Raw genomic sequence first — 16,401 nt, 5'->3', positions numbered from 1 at the left:
TTGAACTATAAATAATTAAGAATGGCTATAAATAAAACTAATCGTAGCCTAACCTTAATTTTATTTGCTGAATTCTTATAAATATCTTGGTAATTTTACGAACCTTGTTTTTTTGAAGGTTTCTTAGTAAGTTTTCTTGAATATTTTTTCAAAGTACTATCCTTTGTAAAGCCTTTTACTCAAACCTTTTAGAAGAGCTTTTCATTTTCGAAATCCGCTTAAATTTCTTATTTTTGTCGGACTTTTTTAGAACAAAAAACTCTTAAAACGATGGCATACGATATTGATATGATCAAAAAGGTGTACGACCAGATGGCAGATCGTGTTACTAAAGCACGTGAAGTTGTTGGTAGACCTTTAACTCTTGCAGAAAAAATTCTTTATTCTCATTTATGGGACGGTGAAGCAACTACAGCTTACGAGAGAGCAAAAGATTACGTAGAATTCTCTCCAGATAGAATTGCCTGCCAGGATGCGACTGCGCAAATGGCTTTATTGCAATTTATGCAAGCTGGTAAAAAGAAAGTAGCTGTTCCTACCACAGTACACTGTGATCACCTTATCCAGGCGAAAATGGGAGCTGCAATCGATCTTCAAAGTGCCAATAAATCTAGTAGTGAGGTATTCGATTTCTTAGAATCTGTTTCTAATAAATACGGAATTGGTTTCTGGAAACCGGGTGCAGGTATTATTCACCAGGTAGTATTAGAAAATTATGCATTCCCAGGAGGAATGATGATTGGTACAGATTCTCACACTGTAAATGCAGGTGGTTTAGGTATGGTTGCTATTGGTGTTGGTGGAGCCGATGCTGTAGATGTAATGGCTGGTATGCCTTGGGAGCTTAAATTCCCTAAACTTATTGGTGTTAAATTAACTGGTAAACTTTCTGGGTGGACAGCACCAAAGGATGTGATTCTTAAAGTTGCAGGTATCCTAACTGTAAAAGGTGGTACTGGAGCAATTATCGAATATTTTGGTGAAGGTGCTCGTTCTATGTCTTGTACTGGTAAAGGTACGATCTGTAACATGGGAGCTGAGGTTGGTGCAACTACTTCAACTTTTGGTTACGACGAGTCTATGGAGCGTTATTTAAAAGCGACTAACCGTGAGGATGTTGCTGAAGCTGCTAACGCTGTAAAAGAACACTTAACTGGTGATGACGAGGTTTACACTAATCCTGAAACTTATTTCGACGAAGTTATCGAGATCAATCTTTCAGAATTAAAGCCTCATTTAAATGGGCCATTTACTCCAGATCTAGCGACTCCAATTTCTGAAATGGGAGAAAAAGCTAAAGAAAATGACTGGCCAATTAATGTAGATTGGGGATTAATTGGTTCTTGTACAAACTCTTCTTACGAAGATTTAACTCGTGCAGCTTCAATTGCACAACAAGCGGTTAACAAGAAAATTAAATCAAAATCAGATTTTGGTATTAACCCGGGATCTGAACAAATTAGATATACTGCAGAGCGTGACGGACTTCTAAAAATATTTGAAGATTTAGATGCTACTGTATTTACAAATGCCTGTGGGCCATGTATCGGTCAGTGGGATCGTAGCGACCGTAAAGGTGAAGAGAAAAACACTATTGTACACTCTTTTAACCGTAACTTCTCTAAGCGTGCAGATGGTAACCCAAATACGCATGCTTTTGTAGGTTCTCCAGAGATGGTCGCTGCAATTGCAATTTCTGGTCGTTTAGATTTCGATCCAACTCGTGATAAATTAATCAACGAAGATGGGGAAGAAGTAATGTTAGATGAGCCACAAGGTATCGAGCTTCCAACAAAAGGTTTTGCTGTAGAAGATGCAGGTTATATCGCACCAAAAGAAGATGGTAGTGACGTAGAAGTAAAAGTTGCTGAAGATAGTGAGCGTTTACAATTACTTACTCCTTTTGAGCCTTGGGACGGTGAAAACCTAATGGGAGCAAAACTTCTTATTAAAGCCTGGGGTAAATGTACTACAGATCACATTTCTATGGCTGGTCCTTGGTTACGTTACCGTGGTCACTTAGATAATATTTCTAATAACTGTCTTATAGGGGCAATTAATGCATTTAATAAGAAATCTAACTTTGTAAAAAGCCAAATCACCGGAGAATACGATGGTGTGCCAGCGGTACAAAGAGAGTATAAAAAAGAAGGAATTCCAACTGTAGTTGTAGGAGATCACAATTACGGAGAAGGATCGTCTCGTGAGCATGCTGCTATGGAGCCTCGTCACTTAGGTGTTAAAGTGGTATTAGTTAAATCTTTTGCTCGTATCCACGAAACTAACCTTAAGAAACAAGGTATGTTAGGACTTACTTTCAAAAATGAAGAAGATTACGATCTAATTCAGGAAGACGATACATTCAACTTTATAGACCTTGCGGAGTTTGCTCCAGATAAGGATCTTACAATTGAGATCGTTCATGCAGATGGATCTAAAGATACGATCAAAGCTGAACATACGTACAACCTGCCACAAATCGAATGGTATAAGCACGGTTCAGCATTAAACTTAATTAAAAAGGAAAACGCTGCTTAATTAAGTATCAAACTTAATCAAAAAGCCCTCGTGAAAACGAGGGCTTTTTTTGTTTAAAATCGATTTTGGTTATTTCCTATTTTAATTTTAGTTCTATAATTTTTGGTTTTTCAGCAGTATCCAGAATCAAAAAATTACCATTTTCTAAACTACTAATTGTTTCTGGGTGTGGGAAATCATGCCGACTCATTTTGTATAAAGTTGGCTTCTTATTATTTGCTGAAACTTTTAAAACTTCATGATGCTTTGTATCTAGAATATGTAAATTCCCATCAGCATCTTTACTTATCGCATTCGGTAAAAATCTATATGCTGATTCCTCATTTTTTCTTTCAGAAAATAGCTCACTTTTCAGCTCAATTTCATATTCAGCATTAAAATCAATTTGCTTGGTTGTCATGCTAAAGGCATACACTCCTTTTCTTCCTTTATGCTGAAATTTGTCGTTTTTAACGGCAATTATTAATCGATTGGTTTTGGCATCATAAGTAAGACCAGTGGCATTTCTAATGCTGTCGTTAAAAAGCTGATATTCGTTAATTTCAGGCTTATTTTTATAATTTTTTAGTCGAATAAGAATCCCTTCTTTTTTCAATATATAAGCAGTGTTTTCAATAATTTCAAGATCAGTATAATTAGTACTGTGTCCAAATTCGATCTTATTTTCGATGCTTTTGGTCTTTATGTTATAAATAAAGAGGCTTCCTTCGTTTTTTGTAATGCAGGCGATACGCTCTTTGTCGATTTTGCTAATTCCTGTAGTGTTTTTTAATTGCGGTGGTAAATTCCAGGTATCAATAATCTGATACTTAAAAATATCGTATTCGGGGTTTTTTGTTCTGAAACTAAGTATCAGGATAGTCACTAAAACTGAAATCATTCCACTTAAAATCATACTTTTCTTCTTCATCTTTTCCATTTTTTCGTTTGCTCAAATATGAAAACTGAATCTGGAAAGAATTTGGACTTTTTGCCGTCTAACTATTAAAACTAGCTTAAATATGTTACGCGATAAGGTGGTTGAGATTCTTTAAAATCCTCGTATTTCAATTATTTTTGCTGAAATTACCAGTTATGAAGAAGCTTTTTAAAAATGAATGGGTAAATATCATTTTGGTTGTAATTATCATTGCAATGCTACTACCACAAACCAGAACACCTATAGCAATTGTTTTTAATAAGTTGATAGCTTTTAGCCCTGGCGTTACTGATGAAGAAGAACGGCCAGAGATCGAATCTTATAACTGGACTTTAGAAGATCGTTTTAAAAATGAAGTCGATTTTAGACAATTTAAGGACAAAGTTATTTTAATTAATTACTGGGCTACCTGGTGCCCGCCGTGTATCGCAGAAATGCCGAGTTTAAATGATGTTTACCAAGATTATAAAGATCGTGTGGTTTTTCTTTTTATAAGCGGAGAGGAATTTGAAACCAGCCAGGGATTTATGAATGCCAAAGGATATGATCTACCGGTTTATCGTATGAAAACTAATTATCCAGATCCTTTAGAAGGTTATAAGTTGCCAACTTCTTATCTTATTGATAAAAAGGGACGAATTGTGATTAAAAAAGAAGGCGCAGCAGATTGGAATAGCGCTGGTTTTAGAAATACTTTAGAGGAGCTTTTGGCCAATTAGAGACGGAATTTTTTAAAGAAAGAAACAATAAATTCTGGGTCAAAAAGACTAAACATGATCTTTAGATCTTCAGTGAATGTTGTTTCTTCGTCTAAAAAAGCGAAAATCTCTTCAACTGAATTTTTCTGATAAAATTTGCTGAATATTTGCTCTCCTTTGTCATTTCTTCGGGCTAAAACATCTAAGAAAATAGCGTCGTAAAATTTATATTTACTTCTAAAGAGATCTTTTGAAGGTTCATAGCCAGATTTGATGTTTTTGATGATCTTTGTGATCTTTTTCTCGGTGTGTTTAAAGGAATATCCTGTTGAAGCCTTAACCCAACCGCCACCAGTACCGATTTTGGTGATTTTAGGGCTATTATTTTTTTCGAAAGGAAAGTCTGTCATTGGGATAATTCCTTGTTCTTCATTTAAAACTTCGTAATTATCTAATTTTAGATATTCTGAAAGATATTTTTGCAGCTGTTTGTCGTAGATTTCTTCTTCGGTAAGAAAAGGGGTGAAAAACGTGTATTCTACAAGCGCTTCAGTTGCTGAAAATGGTAAAATATAGGTAAAACTCGTACTGTTTTTATAAGTCAGTCTAAAATCCATCATCGTAAATTGATTTGGATTAAAAACAGGTGTTTCGGTTTTTACGTGATAACCTTTAAAATGTTGATAGATTTTTGTGTAATCCTGAGTTTCTTGATATTCTGAAGGGATTCTACTGTCAAAGAAATGTGTAGCGTTGTAGGTTTTCTTTTTCCCTACGGCTTTCATGGTTACAGGATCGATTTTTGAAATTTCATCTTCAATTAAAAAAAAGTCTTCAGATTTACGAATTTCGGCTAGAGCATATTCAAAGAATTTTTCTGAAGTCAGCATTTTGTAAGAATACAGTGTTAGCTCCAAATTTTCTTCAGTAGTGGTGGCTATAAATTTTCCTTTATGCCATTCCGCAGAAATTAAAGAATCCCAGCGACTATTGCCTTTTTCCCAAAAGCACCAGGTTTTATCTTTAGCAATTTTAAAAGAAGGATCGATAATCGCTATTTTCTTTCCTTTAAAGAAAACATCATCTTTTAAGCGTAAAGCTAATTGAAGTCCTGCCAGGCCGCCCCCAACAATTGCATAAAAATAAACAGGGCCTAACATAAGTAGGATTTACTTAGATTTTTTGAAGTATTTAAAAGGAACCAGCAACATCCCAAAGTTTTCACCATCTTCTTTACCAATGTGCTTATGGTGCATTTTATGCGCTCTTCTAATCCCTTTTGCATACGTTCCGTTAGCGTTTCTAAAGATTTTAAAGCGCTGGTGAATAAAGATGTCGTGAACGCTAAAATAAGCGATCCCATAAGCTAAAATTCCTAGGCCAATAGGCAAAGTAAACCAAACGTCTTCGTAACGCCATAAAAGAAAGCAGCCAATACTTACGGCAGCGTAAAAAACGAAAAATAAATCATTACGTTCCCACCAGCTGCTATGATCTTTTTGATGATGATCTTTATGCAGGCTCCATAAAAAACCATGCATAATATATTTATGTGTAAACCAGGCCATACCTTCCATACCAACGAAGGTGGCTAAAAATATAGCGATCCAAAGAATTGTAATCATAGTCTAAATTTACAAATTATATAAGATTAAGGCGGCAAGAGATATAAGATTTTGCAAGCAAACCTGCTTTTTGATAATCTGATACTCTAATTCGCTTTTTCTTAATTTCTAAAGAAGGCGTTTGTTTTAGTTTATAAAGTAGTTTTTTGTAATAAATATAAGCCGTGTAAACTCCAAATTTCGCTTCAACCGGTAAATGTATAATTCCGTTTAAGCCTTTTCTAAAATCTTCTTCAATTTCAGCAATAATACGTTTTTTACTGGCTTCGTCTAATTGATCAAGATTGGTGTTTGGGAAATAACTTCGGTTTAAATCTTCAAAATCGGCTTTAAGATCTCTAAGGAAGTTTACTTTTTGAAAAGCCGAGCCTAAACTCATGGCAGATTCTTTAAGCTCGTCATATTTTTTTTGATCACCTTTTACAAATACCTTTAAACACATAAGACCTACAACATCTGCGCTTCCGTAGATATACTCTTTGTATTCGTTAATGCTAAGGTAATCTGATTTATGAAGATCCAGCTGCATACTTTTCATAAAAGCCACGTACAATTCTTTATCGATGTTGTACTTGTGTACCGTTTCCTGAAATGAGTTAAGAATAGGGTTTAAACTAATTTTATCTTCTAAAGCCTTGTAAAGATCGATCTCGAAATCGTTGAATAATTTCTCTTTATCGTAATCATGAAAACTGTCTACGATTTCGTCTGCAAATCTTACAAAACCATAAATATTGTAAATGTCCTGCCGTATACTTGGAGCCAGCATTTTTGTAGCAGAAGAAAAAGAAGTACTGTAAGCATTGGTAACTTCTTTACTGCACGTTCTGGAAACAACGTCAAAAATAGATTTCATAGCATTAAATTTTATTTTTTGTAATTAATCCGGCGGTTAATTTTCCCGAGATTAGTGATGGTGGAACTCCCGGGCCGGGTACTGTAAGCTGTCCTGCAAAAAATAAATTCTTTACTTTTTTGCTTTTAAGCTTTGGTCTTAAAAATGCTGTTTGGAGCAATGTGTTAGCAAGCCCGTATGCGTTTCCTTTGTAAGAATTATAAGCTTCTTTAAAATCGTTTACACAGAAGGACTCTTTAAATATAATGTTATTTTTAACACTTTGGTTTGTGATATTCTCGAATCTTGTGATAATTTTTTCGAAATATTTATTTCTAAGCTCTGGAGTGTCTTCGATATCTGGAGCAAGCGGAATCAAGAAAATCCCTGCTTCGTTACCTTTAGGAGCAACATTATCATCGGTCACTGAAGGAAAACTGGCGTAGAAAAGTGGATTTTCTGGCCATTTTGGAGCGTCATAAATATTTTGAGCGTGTACATCAAAATCGGTATCAAAAAACAAACTGTGATGCACGGTATCTTTTAACTTTTTATCGAAACCAACATAAAAAAGTAACGAAGAAGGCGCAAAAGTTCTACTTTCCCAATATTTCTCTGAGTATTGACGATGTTCTTGCGGAAGTAATTGTTCGCTGTGGTGATAATCTGCGCCGCTAAGTACAATATCGCTGGCTATAAATTCATCGTTTACATACAGGCCTTTTGCAGTCCCGTTTTCTACTTTAATCTTAGAAACATTGCAGTTTGTTTTTATTTTAACTCCAAGACTTTCGGCTAAGGATTGAATACCTCTAATAACTTCATACATTCCGCCTTTTGGATGCCAGGTGCCGAGACCAAAATCGGCATAATTCATAAAGCTATAAAAAGACGGCGTGTTGGTAGGTTTTGCTCCTAAAAATAGTACCGGAAATTCAAGAATCTTGATAAGGTTTTCATTGCTGAATTCTTTTCTGACCTTTTTTGAAATCGTGCTAAAAAATTGTCCAATTCTGGCAGCGGTTTGCGGAGTTACGAGTTCTAGCGGAGACACTCCGGGACGATAAACTACATCTTTAATGGCAATGTCGTAATTTTCCTGCGCTTCTTTTATAAACTTCTTTAAAGGTTTAGAACTCCCGGGTTCTTCTTTCTCGAAAGCTGCATAAATTTTTTCAAGACTATCTTCAATACTTATAAAATGGCCTTTTTGAAAATAAACACGGTAGGCAGGATCTAGTTTTATAAGCGTATAAAAATCCTCTGGTTTTTTGCCAAAATCGGCAAAGAAGCGTTCAAAAACATCGGGCATCCAATACCAGGTAGGACCAATATCGAAGGTAAATCCGTCTCTTTTTAATTGGCGAGCTCTACCTCCAATTTCAGCATTTTTTTCATAAATGGTGATATCATAACCTTCTTTTGCCAGGTAGCAAGAGGCGGCTAGTGAAGCAAATCCAGAGCCGATAATGCTTATTTTTTGCTTCATTTTATATGGTTTTAATGAAATTATTTAAATCGCGGTACACTTTTATGTTTTCTGGAAGCAGCGTATCTTTTATGGTATTTGCCTTATGCCCAAAAAGATTTAGTTCGTATTGGCGGTGATCACAAATTATTTCCTGAAATTCAGTAATAAACTCTGGCATATTTACTGGAGCAATGGTGCAATAACTTAAAAATCTTACGTTAGGATAGCGTTCCAGTAAAAACTTCATATTAGAAAGTGGTAAACTTGGTCCTAAAAAGATGGTTTGATAACCTGCATGTAAAAGCAGGTATTGAATGTATAATATGCCTATATCGTGGATTTCGTTTTCCGGTAAAAAGAGAATAAAAAGATCGTCTTTGGTAGGTTTTCTACTGCTTTTTATTTCAACGAGATTTAAGTAAAGCTTCTGTTTAATTAGATCTACAATATAATGCTCGTGTATAGGTTTTATGGTATCGGTTTGCCAAAGCATACCAACTTCATTTAAAAGTGGAAGAAAAATATCGTTAAAGATTTTTTTGAAGTTCTTTTTCTCGATCAAGGCTTTGTAAGTCCTATCAAAAAGCTCTTCGTCGAAATTCATCATCGCCATTTTAAACTGATTAATCGCTCTATTTTCCTCGCTTATGCTAGAGGTAATGCGATGAACCATAGCCGTAATTTCTTCCTCGCTAAGTTTTGAAATTCTTGAAATCTTGTAACCGTTTTCGTTAAGAAAAGCGATGTTTAATATTTTTTGAAGACTAGAGCTGTCGTACATCCTTATATTGGTTTCTGTACGTTCTGGTTTTAAAATATTATAGCGTTTTTCCCACATTCTTATGGTGTGAGCCTTGATGCCGCTAAGATTTTCGAGATCTTTAATACTGAAGTTTTGCTTAATTAATTCCATATAATCCTATGATACTAAACAAATCTAAAGAAATAGAAACTGTAATTTACATAGGGAAAAGTTAAAATGTTTAATGTAGGGTTTAATTAATTAAACAAAATTAAAAAAAGAACAAAAAAATACGCCTGTTGATGGATCATTCTCAAAAGTTGTGTGTGAATTGAAATATTAATTAGATTTTTGTTTTCTAAACAGGAAGCATTGGATCCATATATAGACCTACTCAAGATATTATTACCAGAATTATTAATCACCCATTTTGATCTAACCGGACATCAAACAGAAGGGGATTTATTACACCTGGATTTTGAAGAGAAGCCTGATATTCCTAAAGAGTTCTCCTCTAAACTAGTCATAGCACACGGGTTTCATAAGGAAATAACAATCCAGGATTTTCCTGTACGAGGTAAAAAAGTATTCCTGCATATAAAACGCCGTCGCTGGCTGGGTAAACAAGATAAAGAAGTTGTACAGCGTGACTGGAACTTAGTAGCACAGGGAACCCGAATGACCACCGAGTTCGCTGCTTTTTTAAAAGGACTTAGTCAGTACTAAAGCCTCTGACTGTCATACCATCGGGGCTTTTTACGGAGTAAACGGAAAGAAGCTCCAGCGCCAGTATAAAGATTATTTAAGCGATTTTAAAGAGTGGGATCAAAAACCTCATTCCAAAGAATGGCTCATTTTCCCCAAAAATATAAGCTCTAAGCTCTCTATAGATGAGACTGCACTCTCCAAAGGAGAACTTTATACCATCATCACCAATAAAGGAGCTAAGGGGAAAAAGGGCAGTATTGTAGCTATTTTCTCGGGAACCAAGGTAGAACCCATTATAGAACAACTCCTTAAAATACCAGCTTCAAAACGAGCACAAGTCAAGGAGATCACCCTAGATATGGCCAATTCCATGAAAAACATTGCCAGGAAATGCTTCCCTAAGGCTGTACAGGTCACCGATCGCTTCCATGTGCAAAAACTTGCCTTTGAAGCCCTACAGGATATTAGGATCAAGCACCGATGGGAGGCGATAGATCTGGAGAACGAACAAATCAAACAGGCCAGGTTAAAACAGAAAAGTTGTAGTCCAGAAATCTTTGCAAATGGGGACACCAGAAAACAATTATTGGCGCGTAGCCGGTACCTGCTCTATAAAGCACCTTCCAATTGGACAGAGAACCAGCTCCAACGCAGCAAAATACTCTTCGGGCAATACCCGGATATAAAGTTGGCATTTAAGCTTACACAAAGGCTTAGAAATATATTTAACAATGCTAAATCAAAAGAAGGGGCATATACAAAACTAGCCCACTGGTACAAGGATGTAGAGGATACGGGTTTTAAGGCATTTAATACTATTGCCAATACCATAACCATTAACTACAGGTCTATTCTAAACTACTTTATCAACCGAAGTACAAATGCATCAGCAGAATCCTTTAATGCAAAAATAAAAGCATTTAGAGCTCAGTTTAGAGGAGTGAAAAATATAGAATTCTTCCTGTACAGATTAACCACAATTTTTGCGTAAACACAACATTTAGGCTTGATCCCTGTTGATTTGGCGATTTGGTAACTAATTTAGGACTATAAAATATTATAAGATTAACCCCAAAACTATAAGCTGATATTGTGAGTTTTTAGAGGGTATTTTTATTTGAAAAGGTATAAAATAGTACCAGTTCTTAAACTACCTAAATGTGTTTTGAAAATGTAGTGATAAAATAAAGAGAATAAAAGGTGTTTGTGTGCCCAGGATGGGAGTCGAACCCATACGCCCTAATGGACACATGGCCCTCAACCATGCCTGTCTACCAATTCCAGCACCTGGGCAAATGCGCCGCAATTAACGGGCTAAAAGAGTTTGAGAAACTCTAAATAAAAAAGTGATCTGGCTGGGGCTCGAACCCAGGACCCTCTCCTTAAAAGGGAGATGCTCTACCAACTGAGCTACCAGATCAAATTTATATTTAATAAAAATAAGAACAAAAAGTGATCTGGCTGGGGCTCGAACCCAGGACCCTCTCCTTAAAAGGGAGATGCTCTACCAACTGAGCTACCAGATCATTAATTATGCATCCATCGTTTTGCGAATGCGGGTGCAAATATATAATCAATTTTTTATTTTTCAAGCTTATTTTAAATTAAATTTGCTTTCAGTAGAAATTAACTTGAAAAAAACGGCTACGATATGAAAATTTTCCTGAACGGTTACATGGGATCTGGGAAGTCTCACATAGGTAAAATACTTTCTGAATCAATGGGTTATCCTTTTGTGGATATGGACGATCAGATAGAAATTATGGAGGGAAGAAGCATCCATGAAATTTTTCAAAAAAAAGGAGAATTATATTTCAGAAAATTAGAAAACGAGGTTTTAAAGGATATTTTGGCTTCAAAATCTGAAATGATTGTGTCGCTAGGAGGTGGTACACCATGCTACGGAAATAATTTTGATCTTATAAAAGAAGATCCAGAAAATAGAACAGTATACTTAAAAGCTTCCGTAGAACAACTAACCAGCAGGTTGTTTTTAGAGAAAGTACATCGCCCGGTGATTAGTCATTTAGATACCAAAGACCAATTAGAAGAATTTATTAGAAAGCACCTTTTTGAAAGAGCTTTTTATTACAATCAATCCAGCATCATTGTGGATGTAGATGGTGCTACACCCACAGCGATTGTAGAAAATATAAAATCTAAACTGGATTAAACAAGCTCAGCTCTATCCTTACCTTCTTCAAAAGTGATCTTTACCATTTCGTTTAAAGAAGTAGAAAGTGATATGCCCTTAAAATCGGCTTTTACAGGGTACTTTTTGTGATTTCGGTCTACAAGTACCGCTGTTTTAAATTGCTTTAACGGGACGTCTAAAAAATGACGTACACCGTAGATTAGTGTGGTGCCCGAGTTTAGAACATCATCTACAAGAACGATGGATTTTTCACTATAGTCCTGGGCTGGGATAGAAGTTGTTATTGAATTCAAAGGGTTTTTTTTATCCACTTTAACCTCACAAAGAATAATCTTAAGTGGGGAAATTTTTTCTAGTTCGGTTTGAATTCTTTTGGCTAGTTTAAAACCTTTACGGGCAATCCCTGCCAATACGATTTCTTCTTCGTTAATATTATTTTCGTAGATCTGAAATGCAATACGTTTGGTTTTTTGTGCAATTTCAGCATGATTTAAAATCTGAACTTTTTCTTTCATTTAATCACTATTAAGTGGTTTTGTCTTCGTTTTCAGTTTCACCGGCATTATCAAACCAATCTTCGATGTCTCGGCGATCTTTTTTTGTGGGTCTTCCGGTACCTTTTTTTCGGTAATAATCTTTAGAATATTTTAGAAGGTCTAATTTTTCCAAAGCTTCTTTTGGTGTGTGATCCTGAACGTAAATACTCACAAGTTTTGCTCCAACGCGGCTGGGAGGAAGGTCTAATACCTCTAACTGATAGTCTATCTGGTTTTTTCTAACCAGTAGTTTGTCACCGGGAAAAACCTCTTTAGAAGGTTTCATGTTACTACCGCTCATTTTCACTTTGCCCTGCTTGCAGGCATTGGTTGCAATGCTTCGGGTTTTAAAGTACCTTACGCTCCATAAAAATTTATCAACTCTCATAATAAATGGTCCTTAAAACTGTTCTATTATCATAAACAAAAATACAAGATTATTGTATCTTGCGCCCTTAAAAAACGAGACAATGCGATTGAACAAATATTTTTTAGCCGGATTTGCTTTGGCCGGCCTTATTTTTACGAGTTGTAATGACGATGACGACGGTACAGTAGATCCGATAGAATTAAGGGACGAGCAGGAGCAAAGAACGGCCGATGATGATAGTCTTGTAGAATATTTACAAACTCACTTTTATAATTACGAAGAATTTGAAAATCCAGCAGCAGATTTCGATTACAATATCGTTTTTGATACCATTGCTGGTGAGAATAGTGATAAAGTCTCTATTTGGGAATCCCCAAATTTTTCAACAAAAATAGTTACCTATCAGGCTAACGAAACTGAATTAGATTATAACCTATACCTGTTAGAGGTTAGAGAAGGAGAAGGGGACCAACCACATTTTACAGACTCTACTTATGTGCGCTACAAAGGAGAATTACTAAATGCTGAAGTTTTTGATAATAGTATAAATTCTCCTGTATGGTTTGATCTTATTGGTTATGTTTATGAAGATTTCAATAGTGCAGGTCAAAGACAACTTGCCAGAGGCGGCGGAGTGATACCAGCCTTTAGAGAGTCTTTAACTGAATTTAGAGGAGCTTCAAGTTATAGTGTAAACCCAGATAATACGATCCAATGGTCTAATGATTTTGGGATAGGTGCTTTATTTGCACCATCTGGATTAGGGTATTTTAACGGTACCAGTCCTGGGTATGGATATAGCCCATTAATTTTCACCTTTCATTTATTAAATGTAAATGAAGCAGATCATGATGGAGACGGTATCCCAAGTTGGATGGAAGATATTGATGGAGATGGAAATGTTTATGACGATGATACAGATGGCGATGGACTTCCTAATCATTCAGATCCAGATGACGATGGGGATGGTTTACCAACACGCCAGGAAATTATAATTAATGCAGATGGGACATTAACTTTCCCGGATACCAACAATAACGGAACTCCTAATTATTTAGATGCAGATTCTTTTGAGCCTGTAGAAGAATAAAATTTAAGCTAAGATTATATGAAAAAAAGGCTCCTTTTTTAAGGAGCCATTTTTGTTTTGGGGTGTAAAAGATTCTTTTAAAGAGCCAGAGATAAACTCAAAATCCATTGTGACGGTCTTGAGTCTATACTGAAGTTATCACTTGCAGTGTCGCTAAATGCCGTATTATCTGTAAAAGCACCTTCATACCTTACATCGATACCAAGATTACCCAAATTAAGGCCAGCGCCTAATTGATAACCTACCGTAATATCGTTTTCTACATCGCTAATTTCAAAAGTACCATTATCTATTTCGTTATTGGTAATATACTGAAATGATGGACCTGCTTTTATATTTAAAGGTCCAAGAATATCGATACCCAGTAATACGGGTAAATCTATTTTGTCTAGATTATAGTCAAAAGCACCGTAATCTGTAGTAAGCTTGGTGTATACAAGCTCTGGTTGAATAAATACTGAAGAAATTCCAAATTTTGCAAAGATACCAAAGTGATATCCCGCTTTTGCTTCTCCTTCTGTAATGTCTGGAAAATCATCTACGGCATCCTGAAAGCCATCGATATCACCAGTAGATCCATAATTTAAACCTCCTTTTATACCAAATTCAGAAGATTGCGCCCAAAGTCCTGTAGAAGCTAGGCAAAGCATAATGATTAAAACTTTTTTCATGATTATAATTATTAGTTAGCAATTAAACGCAAATTAAGAAGTAAAATTTTGGCTGAAAATAACAAAGCCTTTTAAAGTCATTTTAAAAGGCTTTGTTTTACAGTATTTTAACGCTTTTTAAGCTTTTATTTACGTTTTATAACTTTTTCTGAAGCAGCAACTATAGCTTCAGCATTAAGTCCGTATTTTTCCATTAATTGCTCTGGCGTACCACTTTCACCAAAGGTATCTTTAGTAGCTACAAATTCCTGCGGAGCTGGGAAATGTTCAGCTAATGTTCTGGAAACACTTTCTCCTAAACCACCAAGGAAGTTATGCTCTTCAGCTGAAACAACACAACCAGTTTTCTTTACAGATTTAATGATCGCTTCTTCATCTAAAGGTTTTATGGTGTGAATATTAATGATTTCAGCACTAATTCCTTTTTCTTCTAGAGCTTCACCAGCTTTAATGGCTTCCCATACTAAGTGACCTGTAGCGATAATTGTAACATCGGTACCTTCATTCAGCATAATAGCTTTACCAATTTCAAATTTTTGATCGGCAGGTGTAAATATTGGCACTTTTGGACGCCCAAAACGAAGGTAAACAGGACCTTCGTGATCTGCAATTGCAATAGTGGCTGCTTTTGTTTGGTTATAGTCACAAGGATTGATAACCGTCATTCCTGGTAACATTTTCATAAGACCAATATCTTCAAGAATCTGGTGGGTTGCACCATCTTCTCCAAGGGTTAAGCCGGCGTGAGAAGCACAAATCTTAACATTTTTCCCAGAATAGGCGATAGACTGTCTAATCTGATCGTAAACACGACCTGTAGAAAAGTTTGCAAAAGTACCAGTATAAGGAATGTAGCCTCCAATAGTTAATCCTGCGGCCATTCCCATCATGTTTGCCTCAGCAATTCCTGTTTGGAAAAAACGCTCTGGATTAGCCTCGATAAAGTCGGCCATTTTTAAAGAAGGGGTAAGATCAGCACAAAGTGCTACAACTTTATCATTGGTTTTACCAAGCTCTGCAAGCCCTGCACCAAAACCACTTCTTGTATCTTGTTTTTCAGTATAAGTGTATTTTTTCATTGTATTCTTTTTTGGAAAAGAGTTTTAGTAATCGCCTAAAGTTTCCGGATTTTGTGCAAGTGCACTTTCTAGTTGTTCGTCGTTTGGAGCTTTACCATGCCATTCGTGTGTGTGCATCATAAAGTCTACGCCGTTACCCATTACGGTAGTCATAAGAACACAAACAGGTTTACCTTTACCAGTGTGCTCTTTAGCTTCGTTTAATCCTTCGATTACTTTTTCTATGTCGTTTCCTTCTGCAATTTCTAAAACGTCCCAACCAAAAGCTTCGAATTTAGCTTTTAGGTCTCCCATGTTAAGTACTGTATCTGTACTACCATCGATCTGCTGGCCGTTTACATCTACAGTAGATATAATGTTATCTACTCCTTTAGCACCAGCATACATAATAGCTTCCCAGTTTTGTCCTTCCTGTAATTCACCATCACCATGAAGTGTATAAACCAGTTTACTATCTTTATTTAATTTTTTAGCCTGCGCAGCACCTAAAGCTACAGACATTCCCTGACCTAAAGATCCAGAAGCAATTCGTATTCCTGGAAGGCCTTCGTGAGTTGTTGGGTGTCCTTGCAAGCGAGAATCGATCATTCTAAATGTTCCTAATTCTTCAACAGGAAAGTATCCGCTACGAGCAAGTACACTATAAAATACAGGAGAAATATGACCGTTAGAAAGGAAGAAAAGATCTTCATTTACACCATCCATATTAAAACTAGGATCGTGGTCCATGATTTCCTGATAAAGTGCTACAAAAAATTCTGTACAACCAAGAGAACCTCCAGGGTGTCCAGAGCTAACTTTATGAACTTGTCTTACGATATCCCTGCGTACTTGGGTAGCAAAACTTTTTAATTCTTCAATGTTTGCCATTATATAGTTATTGTTGTGAATATTTAATGCTAAAATAAGCTAATAATATGCTTTCTCAAAACGAAAAGGAGTGAGTATTTTATATAAGTGTTAA

Annotated in this window: 17 protein-coding genes and 3 tRNA genes; 6 read left to right on the top strand and 14 right to left on the bottom strand. The window is 35.9% G+C overall.

Annotation, left to right across the window (positions count from 1 at the left end; genetic code table 11):
- The first annotated feature begins 270 nt into the window (after positions 1 to 270).
- Positions 271 to 2,538 (top strand): aconitate hydratase, encoded by a 2,268-nt coding sequence (locus IIF7_RS06910; RefSeq protein ID WP_084840946.1) that lies wholly within the window; start codon positions 271 to 273, stop codon positions 2,536 to 2,538.
- A gap of 76 nt (positions 2,539 to 2,614) precedes the next feature.
- Here IIF7_RS06910 and IIF7_RS06905 read toward each other — a convergent pair whose 3' ends face one another.
- Complete coding sequence (locus IIF7_RS06905) at positions 2,615 to 3,448, bottom strand: hypothetical protein (RefSeq protein WP_139801280.1); 834 nt, start codon at positions 3,446 to 3,448, stop codon at positions 2,615 to 2,617.
- 164 nt (positions 3,449 to 3,612) lie between these two features.
- Here IIF7_RS06905 and IIF7_RS06900 point away from each other — a divergent pair, with 164 nt between their 5' ends.
- Positions 3,613 to 4,176 (top strand): TlpA family protein disulfide reductase, encoded by a 564-nt coding sequence (locus IIF7_RS06900; protein WP_084840944.1) that lies wholly within the window; start codon positions 3,613 to 3,615, stop codon positions 4,174 to 4,176.
- Here the strand turns inward: IIF7_RS06900 and IIF7_RS06895 are convergent.
- From IIF7_RS06895 to IIF7_RS06875, 5 genes are read right to left on the bottom strand one after another with little or no spacing between them, the layout of a single operon-like run.
- Entirely contained in the window at positions 4,173 to 5,315 is a 1,143-nt protein-coding gene (locus IIF7_RS06895) for a lycopene cyclase family protein (RefSeq protein WP_084840943.1), read from the bottom strand. The two genes, IIF7_RS06900 and IIF7_RS06895, sit on opposite strands and share 4 nt — an antisense overlap.
- A 9-nt stretch (positions 5,316 to 5,324) precedes the next feature.
- On the bottom strand, positions 5,325 to 5,780 hold the full coding sequence (locus IIF7_RS06890) for a sterol desaturase family protein (RefSeq protein ID WP_084840942.1): 456 nt from the start codon (positions 5,778 to 5,780) through the stop codon (positions 5,325 to 5,327).
- A gap of 16 nt (positions 5,781 to 5,796) precedes the next feature.
- A complete protein-coding gene (locus tag IIF7_RS06885; protein ID WP_084840941.1) occupies positions 5,797 to 6,636 on the bottom strand; it encodes a phytoene/squalene synthase family protein in 840 nt (279 codons plus the stop codon).
- 4 nt (positions 6,637 to 6,640) lie between these two features.
- Positions 6,641 to 8,104 carry a phytoene desaturase family protein gene (locus tag IIF7_RS06880; protein ID WP_084840940.1) on the bottom strand — a complete coding sequence of 488 codons (1,464 nt, stop codon included), beginning with the start codon at positions 8,102 to 8,104 and terminating at the stop codon, positions 6,641 to 6,643.
- A gap of 1 nt (position 8,105) precedes the next feature.
- Positions 8,106 to 8,999, bottom strand: a complete 894-nt coding sequence (locus tag IIF7_RS06875) for a MerR family transcriptional regulator (RefSeq protein WP_084840939.1) — start codon at positions 8,997 to 8,999, stop codon at positions 8,106 to 8,108.
- 201 nt (positions 9,000 to 9,200) lie between these two features.
- Here IIF7_RS06875 and IIF7_RS06870 point away from each other — a divergent pair, with 201 nt between their 5' ends.
- Both IIF7_RS06870 and IIF7_RS06865 read left to right on the top strand, forming a co-directional pair.
- On the top strand, positions 9,201 to 9,554 hold the full coding sequence (locus tag IIF7_RS06870; RefSeq protein WP_084841021.1) for an ISAon1 family transposase N-terminal region protein: 354 nt from the start codon (positions 9,201 to 9,203) through the stop codon (positions 9,552 to 9,554).
- 19 nt (positions 9,555 to 9,573) lie between these two features.
- On the top strand, positions 9,574 to 10,527 hold the full coding sequence (locus IIF7_RS06865) for an ISAon1 family transposase (RefSeq protein WP_084840938.1): 954 nt from the start codon (positions 9,574 to 9,576) through the stop codon (positions 10,525 to 10,527).
- Between the two features lie 218 nt (positions 10,528 to 10,745).
- Here the strand turns inward: IIF7_RS06865 and IIF7_RS06860 are convergent.
- From IIF7_RS06860 to IIF7_RS06850, 3 genes are all read right to left on the bottom strand, one after another.
- A tRNA-Leu gene (locus IIF7_RS06860) sits at positions 10,746 to 10,829 on the bottom strand.
- A gap of 54 nt (positions 10,830 to 10,883) precedes the next feature.
- Positions 10,884 to 10,956, bottom strand: a tRNA-Lys gene (locus IIF7_RS06855).
- Between the two features lie 33 nt (positions 10,957 to 10,989).
- Positions 10,990 to 11,062: transfer RNA gene (locus IIF7_RS06850), tRNA-Lys, on the bottom strand.
- Positions 11,063 to 11,187: 125 nt separating this feature from the next.
- Between IIF7_RS06850 and IIF7_RS06845 the strand changes: the two genes are divergently transcribed.
- Positions 11,188 to 11,709, top strand: a complete 522-nt coding sequence (locus IIF7_RS06845) for a shikimate kinase (protein ID WP_084840937.1) — start codon at positions 11,188 to 11,190, stop codon at positions 11,707 to 11,709.
- Here IIF7_RS06845 and IIF7_RS06840 read toward each other — a convergent pair.
- Positions 11,706 to 12,206 (bottom strand): phosphoribosyltransferase family protein, encoded by a 501-nt coding sequence (locus IIF7_RS06840; protein WP_084840936.1) that lies wholly within the window; start codon positions 12,204 to 12,206, stop codon positions 11,706 to 11,708. The two genes, IIF7_RS06845 and IIF7_RS06840, sit on opposite strands and share 4 nt — an antisense overlap.
- Positions 12,207 to 12,216: 10 nt before the next feature.
- Positions 12,217 to 12,615, bottom strand: coding sequence for an RNA-binding S4 domain-containing protein (locus IIF7_RS06835; protein WP_084840935.1), 399 nt, complete (start codon positions 12,613 to 12,615; stop codon positions 12,217 to 12,219).
- An 82-nt stretch (positions 12,616 to 12,697) separates the two neighbouring features.
- Here IIF7_RS06835 and IIF7_RS06830 point away from each other — a divergent pair, with 82 nt between their 5' ends.
- Positions 12,698 to 13,687, top strand: coding sequence for an FKBP-type peptidyl-prolyl cis-trans isomerase (locus tag IIF7_RS06830; protein ID WP_084840934.1), 990 nt, complete (start codon positions 12,698 to 12,700; stop codon positions 13,685 to 13,687).
- A gap of 77 nt (positions 13,688 to 13,764) precedes the next feature.
- Here the strand turns inward: IIF7_RS06830 and IIF7_RS06825 are convergent, their stop codons facing one another.
- The 3 genes from IIF7_RS06825 to IIF7_RS06815 form a co-directional block, all read right to left on the bottom strand.
- A complete protein-coding gene (locus IIF7_RS06825) occupies positions 13,765 to 14,358 on the bottom strand; it encodes an outer membrane beta-barrel protein (RefSeq protein WP_084840933.1) in 594 nt (197 codons plus the stop codon).
- A 125-nt stretch (positions 14,359 to 14,483) separates the two neighbouring features.
- Positions 14,484 to 15,437 (bottom strand): transketolase family protein, encoded by a 954-nt coding sequence (locus IIF7_RS06820; RefSeq protein ID WP_084840932.1) that lies wholly within the window; start codon positions 15,435 to 15,437, stop codon positions 14,484 to 14,486.
- Positions 15,438 to 15,461: 24 nt separating this feature from the next.
- Entirely contained in the window at positions 15,462 to 16,307 is an 846-nt protein-coding gene (locus tag IIF7_RS06815) for a transketolase (protein ID WP_084840931.1), read from the bottom strand.
- Positions 16,308 to 16,401: the final 94 nt, after the last annotated feature.

It is taken from the genome of Zunongwangia atlantica 22II14-10F7 (assembly GCF_002094855.1).
Taxonomy (GTDB): Bacteria; Bacteroidota; Bacteroidia; order Flavobacteriales; family Flavobacteriaceae; genus Zunongwangia; species Zunongwangia atlantica.
This window is presented reverse-complemented; position numbering and strand designations above follow the sequence as displayed.

Excerpts from the sequence above, each read along its gene's own strand:
- IIF7_RS06910 (WP_084840946.1), top strand. The coding sequence starts at position 271 with ATGGCATACGATATTGATATGATCAAAAAGGTGTACGACCAGATGGCA.
- IIF7_RS06905 (WP_139801280.1), bottom strand. The coding sequence starts at position 3,448 with ATGAAGAAGAAAAGTATGATTTTAAGTGGAATGATTTCAGTTTTAGTG.
- IIF7_RS06900 (WP_084840944.1), top strand. The coding sequence starts at position 3,613 with ATGAAGAAGCTTTTTAAAAATGAATGGGTAAATATCATTTTGGTTGTA.
- IIF7_RS06895 (WP_084840943.1), bottom strand. The coding sequence starts at position 5,315 with ATGTTAGGCCCTGTTTATTTTTATGCAATTGTTGGGGGCGGCCTGGCA.
- IIF7_RS06890 (WP_084840942.1), bottom strand. The coding sequence starts at position 5,780 with ATGATTACAATTCTTTGGATCGCTATATTTTTAGCCACCTTCGTTGGT.
- IIF7_RS06885 (WP_084840941.1), bottom strand. The coding sequence starts at position 6,636 with ATGAAATCTATTTTTGACGTTGTTTCCAGAACGTGCAGTAAAGAAGTT.
- IIF7_RS06880 (WP_084840940.1), bottom strand. The coding sequence starts at position 8,104 with ATGAAGCAAAAAATAAGCATTATCGGCTCTGGATTTGCTTCACTAGCC.
- IIF7_RS06875 (WP_084840939.1), bottom strand. The coding sequence starts at position 8,999 with ATGGAATTAATTAAGCAAAACTTCAGTATTAAAGATCTCGAAAATCTT.
- IIF7_RS06845 (WP_084840937.1), top strand. The coding sequence starts at position 11,188 with ATGAAAATTTTCCTGAACGGTTACATGGGATCTGGGAAGTCTCACATA.
- IIF7_RS06840 (WP_084840936.1), bottom strand. The coding sequence starts at position 12,206 with ATGAAAGAAAAAGTTCAGATTTTAAATCATGCTGAAATTGCACAAAAA.
- IIF7_RS06835 (WP_084840935.1), bottom strand. The coding sequence starts at position 12,615 with ATGAGAGTTGATAAATTTTTATGGAGCGTAAGGTACTTTAAAACCCGA.
- IIF7_RS06830 (WP_084840934.1), top strand. The coding sequence starts at position 12,698 with ATGCGATTGAACAAATATTTTTTAGCCGGATTTGCTTTGGCCGGCCTT.
- IIF7_RS06825 (WP_084840933.1), bottom strand. The coding sequence starts at position 14,358 with ATGAAAAAAGTTTTAATCATTATGCTTTGCCTAGCTTCTACAGGACTT.
- IIF7_RS06820 (WP_084840932.1), bottom strand. The coding sequence starts at position 15,437 with ATGAAAAAATACACTTATACTGAAAAACAAGATACAAGAAGTGGTTTT.
- IIF7_RS06815 (WP_084840931.1), bottom strand. The coding sequence starts at position 16,307 with ATGGCAAACATTGAAGAATTAAAAAGTTTTGCTACCCAAGTACGCAGG.